At 50.4% G+C, this 18,113-nt stretch carries 15 protein-coding genes; 11 read left to right on the top strand and 4 right to left on the bottom strand.

Translation table 11 applies throughout. The annotated features are described in order from the left end of the window. The first annotated feature begins 75 nt into the window (after window positions 1-75). The 8 genes from CBR65_RS20615 (at window position 76) to CBR65_RS20580 (ending at window position 12,463) form a co-directional block, all read left to right on the top strand. Window positions 76-1,368 carry a TolC family protein gene (locus CBR65_RS20615; protein WP_087468608.1) on the top strand — a complete coding sequence of 431 codons (1,293 nt, stop codon included), beginning with the start codon at window positions 76-78 and terminating at the stop codon, window positions 1,366-1,368. Continuing rightward, the gene (locus CBR65_RS20610; protein WP_087468607.1) at window positions 1,365-2,345 is read left to right on the top strand and encodes an efflux RND transporter periplasmic adaptor subunit; all 981 of its coding nucleotides are present in this window, start codon (window positions 1,365-1,367) and stop codon (window positions 2,343-2,345) included. The genes CBR65_RS20615 and CBR65_RS20610 overlap by 4 nt, the downstream gene beginning before the upstream one ends. Before the next feature lie 8 nt (window positions 2,346-2,353). Further along, the gene (locus CBR65_RS20605; protein ID WP_087468606.1) at window positions 2,354-5,479 is read left to right on the top strand and encodes an efflux RND transporter permease subunit; all 3,126 of its coding nucleotides are present in this window, start codon (window positions 2,354-2,356) and stop codon (window positions 5,477-5,479) included. A gap of 287 nt (window positions 5,480-5,766) precedes the next feature. Next, the gene (locus CBR65_RS20600) at window positions 5,767-7,098 is read left to right on the top strand and encodes an OmpP1/FadL family transporter (protein WP_087468605.1); all 1,332 of its coding nucleotides are present in this window, start codon (window positions 5,767-5,769) and stop codon (window positions 7,096-7,098) included. Window positions 7,099-7,271: 173 nt separating this feature from the next. After that, window positions 7,272-8,303 carry an aldo/keto reductase gene (locus CBR65_RS20595; RefSeq protein WP_087468604.1) on the top strand — a complete coding sequence of 344 codons (1,032 nt, stop codon included), beginning with the start codon at window positions 7,272-7,274 and terminating at the stop codon, window positions 8,301-8,303. A gap of 873 nt (window positions 8,304-9,176) precedes the next feature. Continuing rightward, on the top strand, window positions 9,177-10,475 hold the full coding sequence (locus CBR65_RS20590) for a discoidin domain-containing protein (protein WP_198300828.1): 1,299 nt from the start codon (window positions 9,177-9,179) through the stop codon (window positions 10,473-10,475). A gap of 161 nt (window positions 10,476-10,636) precedes the next feature. Further along, on the top strand, window positions 10,637-11,476 hold the full coding sequence (locus CBR65_RS20585) for a S1 RNA-binding domain-containing protein (RefSeq protein ID WP_087468602.1): 840 nt from the start codon (window positions 10,637-10,639) through the stop codon (window positions 11,474-11,476). A 3-nt stretch (window positions 11,477-11,479) separates the two neighbouring features. Further along, on the top strand, window positions 11,480-12,463 hold the full coding sequence (locus tag CBR65_RS20580; RefSeq protein WP_087468601.1) for a Gfo/Idh/MocA family protein: 984 nt from the start codon (window positions 11,480-11,482) through the stop codon (window positions 12,461-12,463). Between the two features lie 7 nt (window positions 12,464-12,470). On the opposite strand, the gene CBR65_RS20575 is transcribed toward CBR65_RS20580, so the two are convergent. After that, the gene (locus CBR65_RS20575) at window positions 12,471-13,016 is read right to left on the bottom strand and encodes a DUF1415 domain-containing protein (protein ID WP_087468600.1); all 546 of its coding nucleotides are present in this window, start codon (window positions 13,014-13,016) and stop codon (window positions 12,471-12,473) included. 40 nt (window positions 13,017-13,056) lie between these two features. On the opposite strand from CBR65_RS20575, the gene CBR65_RS20570 reads away from it, so the two are divergent. Together CBR65_RS20570 and CBR65_RS20565 are read left to right on the top strand one after the other, a co-directional pair. Beyond that, window positions 13,057-13,635: a sugar O-acetyltransferase gene (locus CBR65_RS20570; RefSeq protein WP_232461263.1), complete on the top strand. Its 579-nt coding sequence runs from the start codon at window positions 13,057-13,059 to the stop codon at window positions 13,633-13,635. A gap of 51 nt (window positions 13,636-13,686) precedes the next feature. Beyond that, entirely contained in the window at window positions 13,687-14,592 is a 906-nt protein-coding gene (locus CBR65_RS20565; RefSeq protein ID WP_087468599.1) for a DMT family transporter, read from the top strand. A 140-nt stretch (window positions 14,593-14,732) separates the two neighbouring features. Here the strand turns inward: CBR65_RS20565 and CBR65_RS20560 are convergent, their stop codons facing one another. From CBR65_RS20560 to CBR65_RS20550, 3 genes are read right to left on the bottom strand one after another with little or no spacing between them, the layout of a single operon-like run. Further along, window positions 14,733-15,902 carry a glutathionylspermidine synthase family protein gene (locus tag CBR65_RS20560; RefSeq protein WP_087468598.1) on the bottom strand — a complete coding sequence of 390 codons (1,170 nt, stop codon included), beginning with the start codon at window positions 15,900-15,902 and terminating at the stop codon, window positions 14,733-14,735. A gap of 3 nt (window positions 15,903-15,905) precedes the next feature. Next, on the bottom strand, window positions 15,906-16,532 hold the full coding sequence (locus CBR65_RS20555) for a DUF1190 domain-containing protein (RefSeq protein WP_198300827.1): 627 nt from the start codon (window positions 16,530-16,532) through the stop codon (window positions 15,906-15,908). 10 nt (window positions 16,533-16,542) lie between these two features. After that, window positions 16,543-16,956, bottom strand: coding sequence for a DUF350 domain-containing protein (locus CBR65_RS20550; protein ID WP_087468596.1), 414 nt, complete (start codon window positions 16,954-16,956; stop codon window positions 16,543-16,545). A 192-nt stretch (window positions 16,957-17,148) separates the two neighbouring features. On the opposite strand from CBR65_RS20550, the gene CBR65_RS20545 reads away from it, so the two are divergent. Next, complete coding sequence (locus CBR65_RS20545) at window positions 17,149-18,108, top strand: HlyD family secretion protein (protein ID WP_087468595.1); 960 nt, start codon at window positions 17,149-17,151, stop codon at window positions 18,106-18,108. Window positions 18,109-18,113: the final 5 nt, after the last annotated feature.

Below are 18,113 nucleotides of genomic sequence, written 5' to 3'. Positions count from 1 at the left end.
GCCTTTTATCCTCCCGTTTTCTCATTGAAAACCGTGGCTCTTTTTATTTGCTGAAATCTCTATGCTGGAGTTTCTATGCGTAATTTATTACTGCACGGCGCGTTGATGGCGTTGTGCTTATTCATTATGGCGTCGGCCAAGGCTGAACAGCCTGACCAACGTTTATTGTCATTGCAGGACGCACTGCGTCTCGGGCTGCAGCAACATCCGCAGTTAATTCACTTTACACTGCGCGCACAATCCCTGGCGGGCGATATGGAAAGTGCGGCCTTGTCACCACCGCTGACCTTATCCGCTGAACTGGAAAATATCGCCGGTAGCGGCAACTTTCAGGAAACCCAAAATGCTGAACTGACGCTGTCATTGTCATCGGTTATTGAACCGCGTTATCAAAGGGACGCGCGGCAGTCGATTATCACCGCGCGACAACAAGCGCTGGCGACTGAAGAGCAATTGTTTGCACTGGACCTGTTGACGGAAATTACGCGCGGTTTTATTGCGGTGGTCGCTGCTCAGGAATTATTAAGCATTCATCAACAAAGCCATCAACTCTGGCAGGGTCGCGTCACGAATTTACAGAAGCGCGTCGCTGCGGGTCGCTCTCCCAAGGTTGAGTTGCTGCGCGCGCAAGCAGCCCTTGCTCAAGCGGATATTGCCCGGCTCGAAGCAGAAAACACCATGCTGTTAGCCAAAATGTCACTAAGTAAATTATGGGGCGAGCCAGACGATTTTCATTTCTCGGCTCAGGGAAACTTGCGCAACCTCGGCGCACCGGCATCCCGCGAACAAATTCTCAACCTGTTAGATCAACACCCCGACCTGCGCTTATTGGCTGATGAAACGCGATTGCGCAAGGCTGAGTTGGATCTCGCACGCAGCCGTAGCTCGTTGACGCCGGAGTGGCAAGCGGGCATTCGTCATATACGCGAAAGTGATGACACTGCATTGGTGCTGGGCATCAGTGTGCCCTTATCCAGTCAAACTCGCGCATCCGGTGAGATAAAAGCCGCGCGCGCGCAACAACAATTAGCCAAGCAGCAACACGACACCGCGATACTCGAACTGCGCAGTCAACTCTTGCAACTGGGGGAACAACAGCAGCTCGCGATCCAGCGGGCAAAAATCTTGCGCGACGAGGTAGTGCCATTACTGTCCCGTGCGGTTACTGAGGCCGACGATGCATTTGCACGCGGTCGCTACAGTTACATGGAGTGGAGCCTTGCACACAATGAGTTACTGGATGCCCAACGTGAATTGATTCAATCGGCGGCCCAGGTGCATTACTGGCGCACTGACATTGAACGTCTGAGCGGTTCAATATTATTTAACGATGTGCAACAGCAATCCATACAAGGAGTCACACCATGAAATTTCCCACCATATCTATGACTGTTTTTGTATGCATGTTGCTGTTGCTACATCCCTCATTAATCATGGCTTCATCAGAACATGAGCACGGCGCTAACGAAACACATGATCATCACGATCACGATGAACACGAACACGGTGACCAAGAACATAGTGAAAGCCAGGTCACTATTTCATCTGCGTTAGCCAAGCAATCCGGCATTCAAACCCAAACCGTCGGTGGCGGTGTTTTACAACAACGCGCTTTGTTATTTGGCCGACTTAAACCCGACCCGCAACATATCAGTCATATTCGCGCCCGCTTCCCGGGACTTATCCGCCAGGTAAATGTCCAGATCGGTGAGTCAATAAAAGCCGGTACTGTCATCGCACGCATTGAGGCCAATGACAGTTTGCGCATTTATGACATCACCTCACCCATTGATGGCGTTGTGATTGATCGCCATGCAAATGCTGGCGAATTCACAGGCGAAGAAATACTTTTCACCCTCGCCAACTATGCACAATTGGAACTGGATCTGAGTGTTTTTGCCCGCGATACACAAGCTATTCGAATTGGACAACGCGTGGATATTTATCAAACGGATGCCCGTTCAAGCCAGGCTATAGCGCACGGAATTATCACTTATCTCACTGCAGGTAATGGTGATATTCCCACAGTCACAGCGCATGTGCCTATTGACAATGGAGGGCAGCAGTTAATGGCAGGAACACTGGTTGAAGCCCATGTCACCCTTGCGGAAGATAAGGTCGCGCTTCTGATAGAAAAACGCGCCGTGCAACAACACGACGGCCAATCGGTTGTGTTTGTTCGACAAGGCGATCATTACACTGCACGTCCGATTATCGTGGGACGGGGTAATGCGCAATTCGTCGAGGTGTTAAGCGGCTTGGATGCCGGCGAAGAGTACGTAGTAGACAATAGTTTCTTGCTAAAAGCTGACCTGGAGAAATCCGGCGCAGCTCACGTTCACTAGGAGGCGTCATGTTGCAAACAATATTGCGCGTCGCCATTGAACGACGCGGCTTGATAATTTTCGGTGTATTGCTTTTTATTGGTTTGGGCGTATGGAACTATCAACGTCTGCCGATTGATGCAGTACCCGACATCACCAACGTACAAGTACAAATCAATACCGAGGCTGCCGGTTACTCTCCGTTAGAAGTTGAACAACGCATCACCTACACCATCGAAAACAGTTTAGCTGGTTTACCGGGCCTGGCTTACACCCGCTCGCTGTCGCGTTATGGGTTGTCACAAGTCACGGCCGTCTTCGATGAAGGTACCGATATTTATTTTGCGCGTTCACTGGTCAACGAACGACTCAATCAAATAGCCAATCAAATGCCCGAAGGTATCGAGCCAGGTATGGGACCAATTGCCACCGGCCTGGGAGAAATTTTCAGTTACACCGTCGAAGCTACCGGTGCTGCCACACAGGAGTACGACATCACCGCGCTCAGGGAAATACAGGATTGGATTATTCGCCCGCAGTTGATGCGCGTTAACGGTGTGGTGGAGATCAACACAATTGGCGGTTATGAAAAGCAATATCACGTTACGCCGGATATACGCCAACTGCTGGCGTGGCGTATTACGCTGGAACAAATCGGCGCGGCATTGCGTAACAATAATCGCAATCGCGGCGCCGGTTTTGTCGAACACAACGGCGAACAGATACTGGTGCGTTCGCCGGGACAACTCAGCACAATTGACGATATTAACGCAGTCGTTGTGGCCACACGCAATGGCATTCCCGTGCGTATTGGTGACATCGCCGAGGTAGCCATTGGTAAAGAGCTGCGTACTGGTGCTGCAACACGCAACGGTCATGAAACCGTACTGGGCACGGCAATGATGTTAATCGGTGAAAATTCGCGCACGGTTGCGCGGGATCTGGCCGAGCAGCTCATCCTGGTGAATCGTTCACTGCCACCCGGCGTTGTTGCAGAAGCGGTCTATGACCGAACCACCCTGGTGGATAAAACCATCCGTACGGTACAAAAAAACCTGCTCGAAGGTGCATTGTTAGTCATCGCGGTGTTATTTATTTTGCTCGGTAACCTGCGCGCTGCACTGATCACCGCCGCCGTGATCCCGATCAGCATGTTGATGACAATCAGCGGCATGGTTGAAACCGGTGTGTCGGCCAACCTGATGAGTCTTGGTGCTCTGGATTTTGGTTTAATTGTGGATGGAGCGGTCATCATTGTCGAAAATGCCTTGCGCCGCCTCGCTGAGGCACAGCAAAAAAATTCCGGAGCTTTATCCTTACAGCAGCGTCTGGCACTCACGTTTGAAGCCACCAATGAAGTTATTCGCCCCAGTTTATTCGGGGTGAGCATTATCACCCTGGTTTACCTGCCGATCTTTTCGCTGACAGGAGTAGAAGGAAAAATGTTTCACCCCATGGCATTGACAGTGGTGATGGCTTTGGCCAGTGCCATGCTGTTGTCAATCACATTTATTCCCGCCGCCATCGCGCTGGTCATGCGTGGAGAAATTAAAACGCAGGAAACAAGGCTGATGCATGCGCTAAAAACACGCTATCAATTCCTGTTGCACCACGCTTTGCGGTATCGCTACGGTGTCATCGGAGGAGCGGTATTATTAATCCTTTTTTGTGGTTGGCTGACGACAACCTTGGGCAGGGAATTTATTCCACAGCTGGACGAAGGTGATATTGCCTTGCACGCCTTGCGCATTCCCGGCACCAGCCTTGAGCAAGCGGTAGGCATGCAGAATCTACTTGAACAGCGTATTCAATCCTTTCCGGAAGTGGATAAGGTCTTTGCTAAACTTGGCACCGCCGAAATCGCCAATGATCCCATGCCACCCAATGTTGCCGATAACTTTGTCATCCTGAAACCCAGATCAGAGTGGCCCGATCCATCACGCGATAAGGCAGACTTACTGGAGCACCTGGAAAAATCGTTGCGAGAACTGCCGGGTAACAACTACGAGTTTACCCAACCGATTCAAATGCGCTTCAACGAGTTGATCTCCGGTGTACGCACAGATTTTGCGGTCAAAATCTATGGCGATGACCTGGAGCAACTACGGATATCTGCGCAAAATATTCTGGGTGTTTTACAAAAACTGGAAGGCGTGGCCGACCCACGCGTAGAGCAGGTAAACGGCCTGCCCTTGTTAACCATTAATCCCAAACGCCATACCTTGGCGAGCTATGGTATGGATGTAAAATTGTTGCAGGATTGGGTGGCGACCGCTATCGCAGGCGAAGAAGCCGGACAACTTTTTGAAGGTGATCGTCGTTTCGATATTGTTGTGCGGCTGCCCGAAAATATACGCCGGGATATAGCACGTTTCGAGCAGTTACCGATTCCCTTGGTTACCGGGAGTGCAACGGAATATGTTCCCCTGGGTGAAGTAGCACAAATAAGCTGGACCGATGCCCCCAATCAAATCAGCCGTGAAAACGGTAAACGATTTATTGTCGTAACCGCCAATGTTCGCGGCCGGGATCTGGGCAGCTTCGTTGAGGAAGCCCAGATGCGCATAGCAAATTCGGTGCAGTTACCGCCCGGTTACTGGCTGGATTACGGCGGCACCTTTGAACAATTGGAATCTGCTGGCAAGCGTCTCGCATTGGTTGTCCCTTTTACACTGTTGATGATTGTCGGTTTGTTATTGCTGGCTTTTGGATCACTGCGCGATGCGCTGATTATTTTTACCGGCGTTCCACTGGCACTAACTGGCGGCGTGCTGGCACTTTGGTTGCGCGATATGCCTTTATCCATTTCTGCCGGTGTCGGTTTTATTGCACTGTCAGGTATTGCCGTGTTGAATGGCCTGGTGATGTTGTCGTTTATTCGTAACCTGTGGGAACAACGAAACTATGCAATAAATACATTGACACCATCTATCATTGAGGGTGCGCTCACGCGTTTGCGTCCGGTATTGATGACGGCTCTGGTTGCCAGCCTCGGTTTTATTCCCATGGCATTAAATACCGGCACCGGTGCGGAGGTACAACGACCACTCGCGACGGTGGTGATTGGTGGTATCGTATCTTCCACGCTACTCACGCTGCTGATTTTACCGGCGCTGTATCAGTTGGTGTATCAACGCCGGAAACCGTCTGTATAACCGGCAACCACCTGTGTAATGGGTTGCCCTATTTTAAAAATCGAAGAAGCTTCAAGGATGAGCTTTTTTATAAGTCTTCTTATCCCACCTCGTATAACCAAATCTAACATCTTCCAGTTTTTACATTTTTTTGTGTGTTAACGAACACTCTTTTAGTTGGTTTGTATGCGAGAGTGATCATCATGATAATTCTGCTCGTACTGAAACTTCGCGCTATAAAAATATTCCGTATTATTTTTATTGTCCCGTCAGCTCGACTGCTGTAACCCGGCAGTAATGGAGGAAGTATGATTACTACATCACGCCGCCACTCAAGGCTCGCCCTCGCCATTTTTTCTACCTTACCGGGAATGGCATTCGCCTCATCCTTTCAACTGCTCGAACAAAGTTCGGCACACCTCGGTACGGCGTTCGCCGGCACCGCATCCAACGTGATGGATGCCAGCAGTGTTTTCTTTAATCCCGCTGGCATCAGCCAACTGGAGGGCCGGCATTTCACCTTGGCAGGTAATCTTGTCTTCACCGAATCTACATTTCACGACCAAGGTTCCAACACCAATGGTGTAGAAAGTACAACAGATGAAACCGGAGTCATTCCCAATCTTTATTACGTCCACCCCGTCAGTGAACGACTCACATTCGGATTGGGTGTAAACGGCCCTTTCGGTTTGGCCAGCGATTACGGCCGGGATTGGATGGGACGCTACCTCGCTACCTATAGTGATCTGGAAGTGGCGAGCGTCAACACTACCTTTGCTTATGATGTTTCGGAAAATTTTGCGTTGGGTTTAGGCGTCAGCTATCAACGCGCCGAAGTTATTCTGGAAAGTCAGGTAGATTCCACCCTGGGTGTTAATCCAAATCCTGCGACCGACAGCAGCGCAAAGATTGAGGGCTCCGATCACGCGTTCGTTGCCGATGTCAGCGCTTATTATCGCCCCTCAGACAGCACCCGTTTCGGTCTGGTGTGGCGTCAGGGCGCTGATTTTGAATTAGATGGCGATGCGCGTTTTGCATTAAACGCCGCTTGCACCCCCGGTGCCGGTTTTCCTACCGGTGCGCCACCAGCACCTACCACCGGCACTATTTGTTCCGCCACATTAACAACGCTGGATGGCGATGCGGCTGCTGACGTCGAACTGCCCGATACTTTGACGTTCAGCTTTACTCAACAACTGAATACACAGTGGGCATTGCATGGGGATGTTGCCTGGACCCAGTGGAGCTCCATCGACACCATTGACGTTATAAATACCGACAACGGTGTAACGGTAGATCAATTGGAATTGCAATATGATGACACCATGCGTTATGCACTGGGCGTAACCTATCAACCGGCAAACGCCTGGACCTGGCGTGCCGGCGTCGCCATTGACGAGGCACCACAAAAAAATCCGGCCATTGTAAATCCACGTATTCCCGATCAGGATCGCACCTGGTTGAGCCTGGGTTTCAATTACGCCGTTTCACAGAATGTTTCTATTGATGTCGGTTATGCGCATTTGATGGTTGACGACGCACGCATCGCCAACGTCGATACACAAACCGGTCATCAGGTTTACGGTGACTTCGATGCGCAAGTTGATATCGTCGGCGTGCAAGCCAATTTTCAATTTTAAAAGCCTCGCGTAGAGCCGGTTGATAGCAAAGACCGGCTTTACATATCCTCAATTACCACCGCGATGTCGAACAAGTCCCAAGTGTAAAAAAAGCTAAGTCTGCTTTATTTTGCGCAATATCTGTTATACCGTTTTTGGCCTGATGTCAGTTCGTTTTCCTGGGAGAGCAGATTATGGAATACCGCCAGCTCGGCCAATCCGGCCTTAAGGTTCCCGTATTCAGTTTCGGCACCGCCACCTTCGGCGGCACAAATGAATTTTTCAAGCACTGGGGTCAAACCCAGGTCGATGAAGCCACACGGATGATCGATTTATGTCTCGATCACGGCATTAATTTTTTTGATACAGCTGATGTTTATTCCGACGGGGCATCAGAAGAAATTCTGGGAAAAGCGCTGCAAGGCAAACGCAGTCAGGCTTTGATTTCAACCAAAGCCACCTTCACCACTGGCACAGGCCCCAATGACAAAGGTTCATCACGTTACCATTTGATTCGCGCGTGCGAAGCCAGCCTGAAACGTTTGAATACGGATCATATTGATCTTTATTTTATGCACGCCTTTGACGCGTTGACGCCCGTGGAAGAAACCCTACGTGCGCTCGACGATTTAATTACCAGCGGCAAAATCAGTTACATCGGTGCGTCCAATTTTTCCGGTTGGCATTTAATGAAAGCGTTGGCCACCTCTGAAAAATATGGCCTGGCTCGTTATGTGGCTTACCAGGGTTACTACTCCTTGATCGGCCGCGACTATGAGTGGGAGTTAATGCCGCTCGCGCTAGACCAAAAAGTGGCGACCATGGTATGGAGTCCATTGGGTTGGGGACGGCTGACGGGAAAACTCAAGCGGGGACAACCCGCGACCAGCGGGCGAATTGCAGCCGGCGGCAGCGATGGTGGTCCGGTAGTCGACGACGATTATTTATTTAATGTGATTGATGCACTGGAAGTCATCGCAAAAAACCGCGCTAAAACCATTCCCCAGGTCGCCCTTAACTGGCTGCTTACGCGACCTACTGTAGCCAATATTGTGGTGGGCGCGCGCAATGAAGAGCAAATGAAACATAACCTCGGCGCGCTGGAGTGGTCGTTAACGAAAGACGAGATTGCTTACCTGGATAAAGCCAGCCATCAACGTCCAATTTACCCCTACTGGCACCAAACAGGTTTTGATGAGCGAAATCCCAAGCCTACGGCCTGGTGATCGACCAGCAAATTTTCGTTAACAAGCGAAGCATTAAAGATAAAATGACACACGTCATCTCTTTTTTAACGCTTCGCTTGTTTGGTCAGGTAATCAGAATTTGCTCTAAGCACCATTTTTCTTATGGTAACAACGTAGGGTATGGTGCCATTATTCAACATTTTTAAACCGTTTACTTATAAACAGAATCTCGCTATATAAAAATAATCTTAGTGATTTTTAGTTTAAGATCTGCATCACCAAATAAACGGCTCGATTTCTCATAATCGTTATGAAAAATAACCAGCTACCTTCTAATGACTTTTGGTTATTGCTAATCGATGCGCCACATCATCAGTTGGTCGCGAAAACCACGCCTCCCACTCTCACCTAACCCCAATCCTTAAGTGAAAAAAACGACGCCAATTGGCAAAATATTCTCGTTTCACAGAGCGCTTTTGAGAAGCAATTCGCGTATTTTTTGTCAACCTTCGCGCGCGAAGTTATAAATAAACAGCAAGCCCTTCGTAGATCAATTTTTCTTGCAATGTCAATAGGCCTCCTCAGCCAACTCACCTATCACCGCTCCTGAACGCTAATTGACCAACAGCTGCGACCTGTTAATCTATTCGTCAAGGGATGCCGGTGAGTCAGAGGATTCGCCACAACTTTCACGGAAATTTTTTTGCTGTACACATCGTTTTTTCAAGATGCTATTTCGCGGGTGAATGGAGTCGAATGAATGAATAGCTCAGGGTTACTTTCAAAATTTTCTATTCATTTTTTCGCTCGTTCCTGGTTGATAGCATCAGTCCGCACAGGTATGCCTATTGATATTTGATGGGGTCTTGTCATCAGGAATTAGCGAGTTTTTCGATAACTCCTGAGGCAGATATGACATTTTCATCAACTACCGCTCGTTACTTTCTTTATGCAGCATCACTCGCTACTTCATTGATTTCGTTTTCGGCTGTTGCCGATACTAATCTGGCATTAAATAAGCCCACACTTGCTTCCAGCAGCGAAAGCGCCAGCCACGGACCGAGCAAAGCGCTGGATGGTAACTCATACAGCCGCTGGGCCAGTTCTTTCTCCGATAGCAACTGGATCTCCGTTGATCTCGGCGGTACCTATACGCTCAATAAAGTGAAACTCAATTGGGAAACCGCCTACGCGAAAGGTTACCAGTTACAGGTTTCTCTTGATAACAGCAACTGGACAACGGTCTATACAACCACAAATGGCAATGGTGGAGTGGATGACGTAAACCTATCCGCTGTTGCCCGATATGTTCGTATGAACGGCACCAAACGAGCCACCGAATGGGGTTACTCTCTGTGGGAGATGGAAGTTTACGGCACCACCTACACCCAAAAGCCAACCAAGATTTCTTACAAGAAAACCGCGACAGCATCCACTTATGTTGGTGCAGATTACGCTCCTGCGCTCGTGCTTGACGGAAATACTTCAACACGCTGGTCAAGCAATCATGCAGACAACAATTGGATCGCTATAGATTTAGGCTCATCCCATACAATTACCGGAGCAAAATTACATTGGGAAGGTGCTTATGGGAAAAGCTATCAGATTCAAACATCCAACGACAAAAATAGCTGGACAACCATCTATTCAACAACCAATGGCGACGGTGGTATCGACAACCTGAACCTGAATGGAACCGGGCGCTACATCCGCATGAACGGCATTAAAAGAGCAACCGAGTGGGGTTATTCACTGTGGGAATTTGAAGTGTTCGGCTATCAATCCGCTGGAGCTCCAAGCTCTTCGAGTTCATCAAGCTCAAGTGTGAAAAGTTCATCCAGCGTGAGCAGCTCATCATCATCCAGTGTTTCAAGCAGCTCCAGCTCGTCGTCCAGTGTTCGCAGTTCAAGCAGTGTGTCAAGCTCCAGCCAATCCTCCAGTTCGACTGGATCAAACACTGGTGGTCTGACACTGGATTGGTATGTACCAACTGAACGTGAAAATGGTGCTTATCTTGAGTTAGATGAAATTGGTGGTTACGAAATCAAGTACAAAAAAGTTACCGATACCAAGTTCACCGTTGTTCAAATAAATGATGGCGCTGCCGACAGCTATTCCCTTGGTAACCTGTCAGGCTCTTATGAATTTTACATTGCAACCATTGATGTCAATGGCGTCTACAGTGAGTTTATCGAGGTAATGCCTTACTAATCCAAACGATTTAAGTGTGTGTAAGTCCGTTTAAGCCGCATTCTGATATGCGGCTTTTTTTATTCTCATCTTCCCTCTATTCCCTTCAACATACCGACTGGCCACCGACGGGTTAACCGCCTAAACTAGCCACCTTTCATGCGATATAAAAGGCTGGATTTATGGTCAAGATTGGTCAGATGAACCGCTTGCAAGCGGTGAAACCCATTGATGCCGGTATGCTGTTGGCGGGCGGGGAGTTTGGCAACATACTGCTGCCTCGCCGCTACCTGCCTGAATCGGTCAAGGTGGGCGACGAACTGGATGTTTTTATCTACCTCGACTCCGAAGATTGCATCATTGCCACGACGCTGACGCCCAAGGTGATGGTAGGTCAGTGTGCGCACTTGCAAGTAAAAGAAGTGAATGCCGTGGGCGCCTTCCTTGATTGGGGTCTACCCAAAGATCTCCTGGTCCCCTACAACGAACAACACAAACCAATGGAAGTCGGCCGCTCCTATGTGGTGACGGTGTTTCTCGACAGCTATACCAACCGCATCACGGCTTCATCCAGGTTAAGCCATCATCTGGACGAACGCGCGGATGGTTTGAAAGTTCATCAAGCGGTAGACCTGCTGATTTGCGGGCGCAGTGACATGGGTTTTAAAGCCGTTATTAACCATACACATCTGGGCCTGATTTTTCGGGATGATGCATTTCGCACCCTGATCTATGGCGAACAATTGCGAGGCTACATCAAAAATATCCGCCCGGACCGCAAGATTGATGTCAGCCTTCAGCAGCACACAGAAAAGGGAAAGGATGAATTGGCAGAAAAAATTCTCCAATTTTTAGCCGCCCATAACGGTGTGTCTTCTTTGACAGATAAAAGCGAACCCGACGCTATCTACCGTCAGTATCAAGTCAGCAAAGGTAAGTATAAAAATGCCCTGAGTACGCTGTATAAACAGCGGAAAATTTTAATTACTGCAGACCAGATTACCCTTGTGGAGCAGCGCTGACGTATGGATAAAAAAACTATTCGCTGGGGCATTATCGGCGCCGGCAATGTAACCGAAGTAAAAAGCGGGCCGGGATTTTATAAGAACCCGGATTCACAACTGCTCGCAGTCATGCGGCGCGATTCAGATAAAGCCAGGGATTTTGCAGAACGCCATCAGGTGCCGTTGTGGTACAACGATGCTAGCGCCTTATTGGCCAACCCGGATATTGATGCGGTCTATATCGCTACGCCGCCGTTGCAACACAAGGATTACGCGTTAGCCGCATTAGCGGCCGGCAAGCATGTTTACATCGAAAAACCTGTGACCATGAATGCAGCTGAGTGCGATGATATTATCGCTGCACAATCTGCTACATCATTGAAGGTATGCGTTGCGCACTATCGCCGTTTTGTGCCTTGCTTTTTAAAGTTCTTTGACCTTATTCAACAAGGTGCTATTGGCAAACCTTTGTTGGCGCGTATCGATATGTTGCGCTCTGCCAACAATAATTTGATTGCCAAAACCGACGAAAACTGGCGAGTGAATCCGGCTATTTCCGGCGGAGGATTATTTCATGACCTGGCACCACACCAGCTGGACTTGCTACTTCATTGGTTTGGACCGGTGATGGACGCACGCGGTTTTGGAACAAACCAGGCGGGGCTCTATCCGGCAGATGATTGCGTGATTGGCTGGGCACGCTTGCACAGTGGTATTGAGTTCCAGGGTCGCTGGCACTATGCCATACCAGCGCATCTGGAACAGGATTTATGCGAAATCATCGGTACCGAAGGCAGTCTTTCCATTAACTTTTTTGGTGAACAGGTGATTCAGCTGCACAATCGCGACGGCCAACAGACGTTCCGCATTCCTAACCCAACCCATATCCAACAACCGATGATTGAACAGGTTAATCACTATTTACGCGGTGAGCGCAACAATCCCTGTTCGGTTGAGGAGGCCAAAGCTGTGATGGCATTGATGGATTGTTTTACACAGAAATAGCGCGAGATTAGTCGTGAAATAAATAGGGAAATAGTTGGCGACGTTCGGCATCCGACAAGGACGTAACACACTCGCGATTACTATCAGGAATTGCTTCTACATCGGGAAAATATTCCAGTGCCTTGGTTAAGCTGGCCTCGCGGATAATATGCAGAATCGGGTAAGGCGCACGGTTGGTAAGATTCTCCGCGTCATCCGGTTCGGCTCCGGCGAAACAGTAGTCGGGATGAAAACTGGCAATTTGATAAACCCCTTGCCAATTCATGCGTTTGAGGAGTTGATTCGCCCATTGCAAAAATTGCGTGTAATCAAAAAAATCCGGCAGCAAATCCGGCACAATAATCAGTGTTGTTTCAAGCTCCGCGACCGGGCGTGTATCCAGCAATTCCAATTCGTGCTGCAAATCTTGCAGTAAGCTTTCTTCATCCGTGGCCTCGCTGGTAAAAAAACGTACCCGATTCTCTCGCGTCGGCTTACCTGAAAACGGGCACAGGTTTAAACCGATCACCACGTCATTAAGCCATTGAATTACAGCAACTTGCGCCGGATGCATTGTCTGATTACCTTTTTTAACTTCTGTGACCGGCGATATCTTGCTAGACTTGACGCCACAAATCCAGCCTTATTCGCCGGGTCCTACCTTGACTGAACTGACACTGATCAATCCTTTTGAACCAGAACGTCTTGCTGCGCGTAAACGCGCAAAGCATTTGTGCCAACAACTGAATAACCTGCGCGCCGATCAACGTAAGGCGCGACAATTACTGTACGCGCAATTGTTTGCAGAAGCCGATAATCCGTTTATTGAACCGGATTTTTATTGTGACTATGGCAGCCATATTTATTTGGGCGAAAACTTCTACGCTAACCACCACTGCCTGATGCTGGATGCAGCGGACATCCACATTGGCAAACGCGTCAAGTTTGGTCCCGGTGTGCATTTGTATACCACTACCCATCCCCTCGATGCGACACAGCGTGCAGCCGGACACGTCCTCATCGCTCCGATTACTATCGGTGATGACTGTTGGCTTGGTGGGTATACCCAGGTCATGCCCGGTGTAACGATCGGAGAGAAAAGCGTGATTGGTGCAGGCAGTATTGTGACACGCTCAATCCCGGCTGGCGTGGTCGCCATGGGTAACCCTTGCCGTGTGGTACGCGACCTGTAAACGCCTGCCTTGTGTGTTGATTTCTTTTACTCATTAAAGGGTTAGTCCTTCATGACAAATTCCCGCCCGCTGATATGGTTGATGGTGGTAGCCAGTACGTTTTTCTGGGGCAGCAATTTTAATGCGGGTCATGCGATAGCTGACGAGGTCACGGCGCTTACCGCTGCCGCCGAACGTTTCGCTATCGCGCTGCTGGGTTTTTTGCTCATCCGGTTATTTCAGGGCAAGGCCGAATCGCAATTGCAGCCCAGGGATATGCTGGTGCTATTGGCTCTCGGCGTTATCGGTGTGTTTGGTTTTAATTATGCGTTCTTTACCGCGTTGCACTCGACGTCTGCGTTGAATGCTGCGTTGATTATGGCATTGTCTCCCATGGTGTCGTTGTTATTTTCCGCCTGGCTGTTGCCGGTAAAAATTCGCGGCTTTCAGTATCTCGGTATTATCATTGCTTTTGTGGGTGTAAGCCTGGTAATTACCGGCGGAAATTTTGGTTTGTTACATATTGCTATCGGCGATGCGTGGATGATGTTCGCTTGTCTGGTCTGGAGTCTCTACAGCGTTGGCTCCAAAAAATTTGCGGGTCATGTTCCGCCGTTGCAGTTTGCGCGCTGGACAGTAAGCATTGGGGCGGTGGCTTTGATCCTTGCGGCCTTGGTGATTGAGGAGCCGTTAACAACGATTCCGTCGTTGAGTGTTAGTACGCATATTATTTTGGTGTATATGGCGACGTTTGGGGCGGTGTTTGCTTATATTTTTTGGTTGCGGGGTGTGTATGCGTTGGGGCCGGAGCGTGCGACGATTGCGTTTAATCTGGTTCCGGTGTTTACCTTGTTGGTGAATCTTGCGTTGGGGACGGTGCCTTTGCCGTTGCAGATTGTGGGGATGGTGTTGGTGTTGGGTGGGGTGTTGATTTCCAGTGGTTGGCGGCCTCGATATTCACGGAAAGTCGCTTCGTAGACCGTTTGTCATTAGGTGTTTTGTGTTTCGAAAACGCATGCATACGTCCGTGTAGCTCCCGCAAGTCATCCATGACTTGAGGGTTTCGAAACACAAAACACCTAACGCCAAACTCCCATAGCAGTGAACTGCAGCTATATCTAATCCAAAATAATATGCGGCAAAAAACGTGAGCTGTCTTTGGTAATCAGTGTGCTGTCTTCACGTATGGCGATGCCTGCTGCGCTGTCTCCTACCACCCAACTGCCGATCATGGTGTAGCAATCTGAATGGTGGTGGTTGTCGTGGAATTTCGGTAGTGGGCAGAGTGCCTGGCGGATGTAGTTGCCGTCGTTATAGGGGCCTTCGGCGCTGATTTTTTCTCCTTGTTCCGTGATCATTTCAACGTTGGCGCCTTCGCGGGAGAATAAGGGTTTGCGTACCCAGCCTTTGTCCAGGGGTTGGGTGTTGTCTTCGAAAAAGGCTGGTAGCAGGTTGGGATGGTCGGGGTATTTTTGCCATAGCAGAGGCAGGATGCCTTTGTTGGATAAGAGCATCTTCCAGCTCGGTTCGAGCCACAGGGTGTTGGAGGTGCGGATGGCTTTGCCGAAGTCTTCGTGGACCATGAATTCCCAGGGGTATAGCTTGAATAGGCCGTTGATGGGGTAGCCTTCCAGGTCAACGAATTGGCCGTCGTGTTCGCCGATGTTTTCGATGGCGATGTAGCGCGTGTCCATACCGGCTTGGCGCGCGATGTCCATCAGGTAGTCGACGGTGCCTTTGTCTTCGATATTTTCACTGACGCTGGAAAAATAAAAGGGTTGTGGTAATGAAAGTGAACGAAAGGCTTCTTCCAGTTTATCTTGCAGCGAATTGAATTGGTCCGCGCCGCTCGGCAATTCACCGCGCTGGATTTTTTCTTCCAGCCATACCCATTGAAAAAATCCGGTTTCAAAAAGTGATGTCGGCGTATCGTAATTAAGCTCAAGTAATTTTGCCGGACCTGTGCCGTTGTAAACCAGATCCATGCGCCCGTATAGATGCGGTTCGCCGTTGGTCCAGCCGTTGTAGATATGGTTCCAGAATGATTCCGGGATAGCCAGCTGGCGTAATTTCTCCGCGTCGCGCACGATTTCATCCACCAACTCCATGGCCATCTCGTGCAATTCTTCGGTGGGTGCTTCCAGGTCGTCTTCGATTTGTTGCAAGCTAAATTGATAGTAGGCGGTTTCGTCCCAATAGGGTTCACCATCGAAGGTGTGAAATGCAAATCCCACACTTTCGGCATAGTCGCGCCATTGCGGCCGCTCTGCGGTATCCACACGTTTCATGCGTCAACCGCCGTAAGAGTTGCGTGCCGCCGCTTGTGCGCCAAACCCGCCGCGTTGTGCGAACTGTCCTGCGCGCGGTTGTACTTGTGATGGGCGCACCATCACCGGTCCGGTCTGCCGTGCTACCGGTGTGTTGGTGGCGGTGCGGAAAGTGCCGCGATCATCGCGGGATTTATACAGCGGTTGGGTGCGCACACCACTGCGCGCATTGGTTGCAGCACCTGCGGCAGCGCCACCGGTTCCGGCGGCTGTGCGTTCTTCCTGCTGCGGTTGGTTGGGCATGGCGCCGCCCTGGCGGTTAAACATTTGCCCGGCCATATAACCCATCATCATCGGCATAAAAAAGGAACCGCCAGCGTGTTGCTGCGGTGCCTGTTCACACTGCCCTGAACCAAAATCGTTCTCGCATTCGCTTTTGTTCAGGTACTTGGGCGCGACCTGGGGATGCAGGGCCTGCGCCGCGCGGTAGTCTGCATAACATTGGTCCGCCGAGGTGCTGGTCACCATAGACGCGCATTCTTCCGGGGAGCTAAACACGACAGCTTCTTTGGGATCTTCTCCACAACTGGCGAGCATCATGGTGGTTGTGGGTACCATCAACATCAAGGCCACTTTTTTACTGCGTTTCATCTCAAGCTCCTCAATAAGTCATGCATGCGGCGTTCAGTATGCCCACGGCGATTGCGCTGGCAGCCGCAAAGATGCCCGCCGCAGTTTCACCTTGGGCAATGCGTTCCGGCAATTGTTTGAGCAGCATACGTAAAACCAGAAACGTCAGAACCTGTACAACCAAGGCAACCAATCCCCAGATAGCGCAGTCGAGCAGCGACAATGAGTTACTGATAGCACTAGACAAGGGCAATGCGAAGCCAACCAGCGCACCGCCGAAGGCGATGGCCGCTGCCGCATTATTGGCGCGAATCAATTCCAGCTCATTGTGCGGCGTGATCCAGGTATACATCAGGGTGAACATAAACAACAGGGCAATAGCCAACACAAAATAAATCAAAAAGGCCGGCAAACCGGACAGTGACGAAAGCGCCGTTTCCAACATAGGAAATCCTCGTAGTAAATTTCAGGGAGACGATCCTGTTTAGGGAAGCGATCCTGCGCAACTTGCGCTCAAAAAACAAGGGCCACATCAATACTCCATTGTTTACATGTGTTAACAGCAGAATACGCGGCTGGATTTTTCGTAAGGTTTGTTGTTAAGTTGTTGCTCCTCTCGCCCTAGGGAATGCCACTCATGGTTCTACAACGCTACGTCATGATGAGCTGGCTGATTGTTGCTCTGCTGCTGTCAGCCTGTCTGGGTAATGAGCCGCCGCAGGCACTCGGCACGCTGGAACGGGATCGGGTGGTGTTGAAGGCAACAGCGGCAGAAATTGTCGTCGCCCTGCCCCGCACTGAAGGTGAAGATGTGCAGGAAGGAGATTTACTGGTCCAGCTCGATGATACCCGTCAACGCGCGCTGGTCGCGCGGGCCGAGGCGCAGGTGGCCAATGCGGCAGCCACGCTGACCAAATTGCAGCACGGCGCGCGCGCTGAAGATATTGCCAGTGCCCGCGCGCAGGTCAGCGGCGCCAAAGCACAATTGGTCGAGGCGCAAAAAACCTTTGAGCGCGCCGAGGTGCTTGTGTCCCGCCAATTGGCCGGCCAGGCCGATCTGGATCGCGCCCGCGCTCAACGCGATTCCGCGCAGGCCGCACTGGAACGCGCCAATGAAGGTTTGTTATTACTCACCAATGGTGCGCGCGAAGAAGATCTTCAACAAGCCGAGGCAGTACTGGCGGAAGCCCGCGCAGTGCTGCAACTGGAGCAACATAATCTGCAAGAACTCAGCATTCGCGCTACACGCGCTGGCCGGCTGGATCGTTTGCCGAAGTATCTCGGTGAACGCGCTAACGTCGGTGATGCCCTGGCCATCGTACTCGCCGGCGAAGCGCCCTACGCACGGGTGTATATTCCCGAACCTTATCGCGTCAAATTGCGCGTTGGTCAAACCCTGAATGTCTCAGTAGACGGAGTAGCCGAACCACTACCTGGCACTATTCGCTGGATCGCCCAGGATGCCGCCTTTACCCCCTACTACGCGCTCAACGCCGCCGACCGCGCGCGCCTGGTTTACCTGGCAGAAATTCAATTGTCCGCCGCCGCCAAAGATTTGCCCAACGGCGTACCGGCACAAGTTGAACTGCCGGAGTAATACGG

The organism is Cellvibrio sp. PSBB006 (assembly GCF_002162135.1).
Taxonomy (GTDB): Bacteria; Pseudomonadota; Gammaproteobacteria; order Pseudomonadales; family Cellvibrionaceae; genus Cellvibrio.
This window is presented reverse-complemented; position numbering and strand designations above follow the sequence as displayed.

Bases quoted from the DNA above. Each gene is read 5' to 3' on its own strand.
- CBR65_RS20545 (WP_087468595.1), top strand. From the start codon at position 17,149: ATGGTTCTACAACGCTACGTCATGATGAGCTGGCTGATTGTTGCTCTG.
- CBR65_RS20610 (WP_087468607.1), top strand. From the start codon at position 1,365: ATGAAATTTCCCACCATATCTATGACTGTTTTTGTATGCATGTTGCTG.
- CBR65_RS20600 (WP_087468605.1), top strand. From the start codon at position 5,767: ATGATTACTACATCACGCCGCCACTCAAGGCTCGCCCTCGCCATTTTT.
- CBR65_RS20555 (WP_198300827.1), bottom strand. From the start codon at position 16,532: ATGAAACGCAGTAAAAAAGTGGCCTTGATGTTGATGGTACCCACAACC.
- CBR65_RS20595 (WP_087468604.1), top strand. From the start codon at position 7,272: ATGGAATACCGCCAGCTCGGCCAATCCGGCCTTAAGGTTCCCGTATTC.
- CBR65_RS20585 (WP_087468602.1), top strand. From the start codon at position 10,637: ATGGTCAAGATTGGTCAGATGAACCGCTTGCAAGCGGTGAAACCCATT.
- CBR65_RS20590 (WP_198300828.1), top strand. From the start codon at position 9,177: ATGACATTTTCATCAACTACCGCTCGTTACTTTCTTTATGCAGCATCA.
- CBR65_RS20550 (WP_087468596.1), bottom strand. From the start codon at position 16,956: ATGTTGGAAACGGCGCTTTCGTCACTGTCCGGTTTGCCGGCCTTTTTG.
- CBR65_RS20615 (WP_087468608.1), top strand. From the start codon at position 76: ATGCGTAATTTATTACTGCACGGCGCGTTGATGGCGTTGTGCTTATTC.
- CBR65_RS20580 (WP_087468601.1), top strand. From the start codon at position 11,480: ATGGATAAAAAAACTATTCGCTGGGGCATTATCGGCGCCGGCAATGTA.
- CBR65_RS20605 (WP_087468606.1), top strand. From the start codon at position 2,354: ATGTTGCAAACAATATTGCGCGTCGCCATTGAACGACGCGGCTTGATA.
- CBR65_RS20560 (WP_087468598.1), bottom strand. From the start codon at position 15,902: ATGAAACGTGTGGATACCGCAGAGCGGCCGCAATGGCGCGACTATGCC.
- CBR65_RS20575 (WP_087468600.1), bottom strand. From the start codon at position 13,016: ATGCATCCGGCGCAAGTTGCTGTAATTCAATGGCTTAATGACGTGGTG.
- CBR65_RS20565 (WP_087468599.1), top strand. From the start codon at position 13,687: ATGACAAATTCCCGCCCGCTGATATGGTTGATGGTGGTAGCCAGTACG.